The following is a 4,655-nucleotide window of genomic DNA, read 5'->3' on the forward strand; positions in this document are numbered from 1 at the left end:
CAAAGCTTGGATGCCACGACGTCTGAACGGATGTGGGACCGGTTTGACGACATCTTTGAAACCGTCGGTTGGGACGTTCTGACCCTTAAATATGGCAAGCGTCAGTTAGAGGCGTTTGCAAAGCCCGGCGGCCAATCACTACAGGCGTGGATCGAGTCCTGCCCGAACGATCTTTATGCGGCGCTGAGCTATCAGGGCGGTACCGCTTGGCGGGAGCGTTTACTGCAAGATCTGCCAGCGGAAGGGCAGAGCCTCATCGGCACGTATGATGACGCAGCGCTCTCAAACCTCATGACGCAATTGGGCGGTCATTGCCTTGAAACCTTGGTGGAAGCTTTTGATCAAGCGGCCCAAAATGATCGGCCAAAGCTTTTCATTGCTTATACGGTCAAAGGCTGGCGGCTGCCGTTTCAGGGCCATAAGGACAATCATTCAGGCCTGATGACCCCGACACAGATTGACGCCTTACGGCAGTCCCTGGGTGTCCCTGAAGGACAGGAATGGGATGCGCTGGCAGGTCTGAACCAAGCAGATGAAGCAGCGGTGCGCGCCTTGATCGCCCAAGCGCCGTTTCAAGCCCACGTGAAACGACGGTATAATCCTGAGCCCGTCGCTATTCCTGACACGTTTGAGGTGCCCAGCGGGGAACAGCAAGCCACGCAGGCGGCATTTGGCAAAATCCTCGCCGATATTGCAAAGACCGAAAGCGACTTTGCCGCTAGGATCGTGACGACCTCACCAGATGTGACGGTCTCCACCAATTTGGGTGGCTTTGTGAATCGGCGGGGCTTGTTCTCGCGCACCACGACCAAGGACGTGTTCAAGGACCGCAAGATCGCTAGCCCGCAAATCTGGACAGGTTCAGGGGCAGGCCAGCATATTGAATTGGGCATTGCTGAGAACAACCTCTTCCTCAATCTAGCTGCTTTTGGTTTGGCTGGCGAACATTTTGGCGAGCGCTTGTTTCCCATCGGCACGCTCTATGACCCGTTTATTGCCCGTGGTCTCGACGCGCTGAATTACGCAATTTACCAGAATGCCCGCTTCCTTGTGGTCTCGACGCCGTCGGGCTTAACGCTTGGACCTGAAGGCGGCGCGCACCAGTCGATCAACACGCCTTTGATCGGGATGGGCCAGCCTGGCTTGACCCATTGGGAACCAGCCTTTGCTGACGAATTGGCCCTACTGATGCGCCATAGTTTTGTTGATCTGCAAGAAGAGACAGGCGGGTGCCATTATTTCCGCCTCTCGACACGCCTGCTGACCCAGCCCATCCGGCCTGATGCCAGTTGGCAAGCTGGAGCTCTGCAAGGTGCTTATTGGTTGATCCCGCCAAGCCCAGGAGCAGAGCTGGCCTTGATCTATTGTGGGGCGTTGGCACCAGAAGCATTGGCCGGGTTTGACGTGCTGAAAGAGGATTATCCGGGTATGGGCGTACTGGCAGTAACCTCGCCAGATCTCTTGCACCGGGGCTGGACCGCGGCAGGGCGTGCGCGCTGGACAGGTGGGCCCCGCTTGGCCAGTCACATTGAACAGCTCTTAAGCCCGCTGCATGCGCGGGCAGGGCTGATCACCTTGCTCGATGGATCACCCGCAGCCCTTTCGTGGGTTGGCTCTGTTCTTGGCCACCGGGTGCGTGCCCTAGGTGTGGAGCAATTTGGTCAGACCGGCGATTTGCCGGACCTTTACCGGACCTATCGCCTCGATTGCGAGGCCATTTTGGATGCGGCGGCTGATCTCCATTTTTGAGCTCTTACTCCTAGGTAATTACTCAAAAAGGGTGAAAGTTCGAGGTGAAAAGCCATTTCTAGGGCGTCCCAGTTTTGGGGCTATCAGTTTGGTCCAATAGACCAATCAGCTTACCGTCATTCAAGCGATTGAGGTCGTCAGACCACTGGGACTGTCGAAGCAGTATGGCATAGGTCACGAGAGCGGGGCGCAAGGATTCAGGCGTCTCCTCATGGGCCTTTCTGACTGCGGCAAACCCTGTCTCGGCTTGGCCCTTATACACATACTCATTCAAGAAACCGATGAGTGGCGCAAAGCTCGGCGGATCTTGTGGATCAAGGACGGCGGCTTGCATGTCAGCCAAACGGGTTTGGGCAGCTAGATCGAGCGCTTGGGCTATCTCGCCTCTGGTTCCTGCAGGCTCTGCGCTGACCGTGGTTGCAAGCTCTAACTGAGCTTCTTGGAAATCACTACTCAAAAGATAGGGCGCTGGAGTTTCCGGCGTTGTGGCTTTCATCGCCTCTCGATAAAGGCCAAATCTCTGGCCCTGCCATACCACTAGAATTGGGGCCAATGGCGCACCAGATAACTCGCTTTGGCCATCGAAGGTCATGTCGTCAAAGGCCAAAAAGGCTGCGGGATACTGTTCTGTGCGCTTTAAGGGAACAAATCGCGATGCACCACTGCTGCCCAAAGACAGCTTACCAATGAGCTTGCCAGTTGGCCCATCGAACACAAAGCGGGTGAGACAACAATGCATACCGCCTGACCAACCATCCACCACGAGGTCGGGATGGCGAGTTCCTGCCGCCTGACGGTCAGCCGAGGAGAGGTCAAATTGCTGGATCGGATTGTTTGGATCGGCGGGTAGAGCATCCAATTTTCGTCCACCATGCCAAACGACTAAGCTTTCCTGATCGGCGTTTGTGGGGACAGCGTAGATATGCACGTCACCGATTTGCCCCACCAGACGGCCTTCATAAACGGGTTTCGGTAAGAGGAGGGTCACAACCACCGCCACACAGCCCAATATAAAGCCTGTCACGGCCAGTTTCGTCAAAATTGCGCGAAAATGATCTGTGTGCCGAGGGCTGCTTGGCCCTTGTTGCTGGTTGCTTGGGGGATGATCATCCATTCCGTTCATTGCCCACATCTTCTATCACCAAAAGGCGGCAAATGCATGCACGAAGTTTGGACCTGCGCGCAGGCGAATGCTAGAGTGCGGGTGCAAGGTTGCGTCCGAATCGCAACCATCCTGATCAGCAACAGACGGCTTACCCCTTGACCGATACCCCAGAAACAGACGGCGCAGATCCGATTGAACCCAACCGCCCAGAGACAGTCATTGTCGACGTAAAGGGCATCACGCCAATTTCTATCGAGAATGAGCTCAAGTCCTCTTATTTGGACTATGCGATGAGTGTGATCGTGGCACGGGCTCTCCCGGACGCGCGCGATGGTCTGAAGCCTGTGCACCGGCGGATTTTGTATGCCATGGGCGAGGGCGGCTATACGCCCGACAAGAAGCATGTGAAGTCTTCGCGCATCGTCGGGGACGTAATGGGTAAGTATCACCCCCATGGCGACAGTGCGATCTATGACGCGATGGTGCGCATGGCGCAGGACTTTTCCATGAGCTTGCCTTTGATCGATGGGCAGGGGAATTTCGGCTCAGTCGACGGCGATCCTCCTGCTGCGATGCGTTACACCGAAAGCAAGCTGGCCAAAGTAGCTATGGCGCTACTGGACGATATCGATGAATCCACGGTCAATTTCCAAGATAATTATGATGGCTCTGAAAGCGAGCCAGTTGTTCTGCCAGCCAAATATCCAAACCTCTTGGTCAATGGCGCAGGCGGTATCGCCGTTGGTATGGCGACCAATATCCCGCCGCATAATCTGGGTGAGATTTGTGACGCGACTTTGGCAATCTTGGATAATCCAAGCCTGTCGGATCAGGATTTGCTGGACATTGTGCCAGGTCCTGACTTTCCGACAGGTGGGGAAATCGTCGGCCGAACGGGCGCTCGTAATGGCCTCTTGACCGGGCGCGGCTCTGTCATCATGCGTGGTAAGACGTCAGTTGAAAACATGCGCGGCGACCGCGAAGCCATCATCATCTCGGAAATTCCCTATCAGGTGAACAAGTCCTCGATGATCGAGCGGATCGCTGAATTGGTACGCGAAAAGCGGGTTGAAGGCATTTCGGGTCTCCGCGACGAAAGCGACCGACGCGGTATGCGGGTTGTGATCGAACTTAAGCGCGATGCTTCGGCAGAAGTCGTATTGAACCAACTTTACCGCTATTCGCAGCTGCAGACCTCGTTTGGCGTCAATATGTTGGCGCTGGTCGGTGGCCGTCCAATTCAATTGTCGATGCGTGGCCTCATCGAGACCTTCCTGACCTTCCGGGAAGAAGTGATTGCCCGTCGCACCCGCCATCGTCTTAACAAAGCCCGCGACCGCGGCCATGACTTAGTTGGTCTGGCGATCGCGGTTGCCAACATCGACGAAGTGGTGCGCTTGATCCGGGAATCGCCCGATCCTGCCTCTGCCCGCTTAGCGTTGACCAGCCGCGATTGGCCGGCACACGATTTGGCACCCATCATTCAATTGATTGCTGACCCACGCTCTGTCCTGACAGAAGCGGGCACAATCCGCATGAGTGACGACCAAGCGCGCGCTATTTTGGACTTGCGTTTGCAACGATTGACCGGCTTGGGCCGCGATGAATTGTCCAACGAAGTCCGTTCTTTGGCTGCCAAGATCGCTGATTTGCTGGATATTTTGCGTTCACGAGCTCGCGTGATTGAGATTATCCGCACCGAATTGACTCATGTGCGTGACACCTATGCCGTCCCGCGTCGCACCATCTTTATCGAAGCCGATCTCGATCTCGAAGATGAAGACTTCATCGAGCGCGAAGA

3 protein-coding genes are annotated in these 4,655 nt (G+C 55.7%); 2 read left to right on the forward strand and 1 reads right to left on the reverse strand.

Going from position 1 to position 4,655, the window contains the following annotated elements; genetic code table 11:
* A partial coding sequence (locus ACOVRA_RS06420; RefSeq protein WP_421719564.1) for a transketolase occupies window positions 1-1,749 on the forward strand: 1,749 nt, incomplete at its 5' end.
* Window positions 1,750-1,807: 58 nt separating this feature from the next.
* Here ACOVRA_RS06420 and ACOVRA_RS06425 read toward each other — a convergent pair.
* Window positions 1,808-2,773 carry a hypothetical protein gene (locus ACOVRA_RS06425; protein WP_421719565.1) on the reverse strand — a complete coding sequence of 322 codons (966 nt, stop codon included), beginning with the start codon at window positions 2,771-2,773 and terminating at the stop codon, window positions 1,808-1,810.
* 272 nt (window positions 2,774-3,045) lie between these two features.
* Here ACOVRA_RS06425 and ACOVRA_RS06430 point away from each other — a divergent pair.
* A partial coding sequence (locus tag ACOVRA_RS06430) for a DNA topoisomerase (ATP-hydrolyzing) (protein WP_421719566.1) occupies window positions 3,046-4,655 on the forward strand: 1,610 nt, incomplete at its 3' end.

The organism is Aquidulcibacter sp. (assembly GCF_049239865.1).
Classification (GTDB): Bacteria; Pseudomonadota; Alphaproteobacteria; order Caulobacterales; family Aquidulcibacteraceae; genus Aquidulcibacter.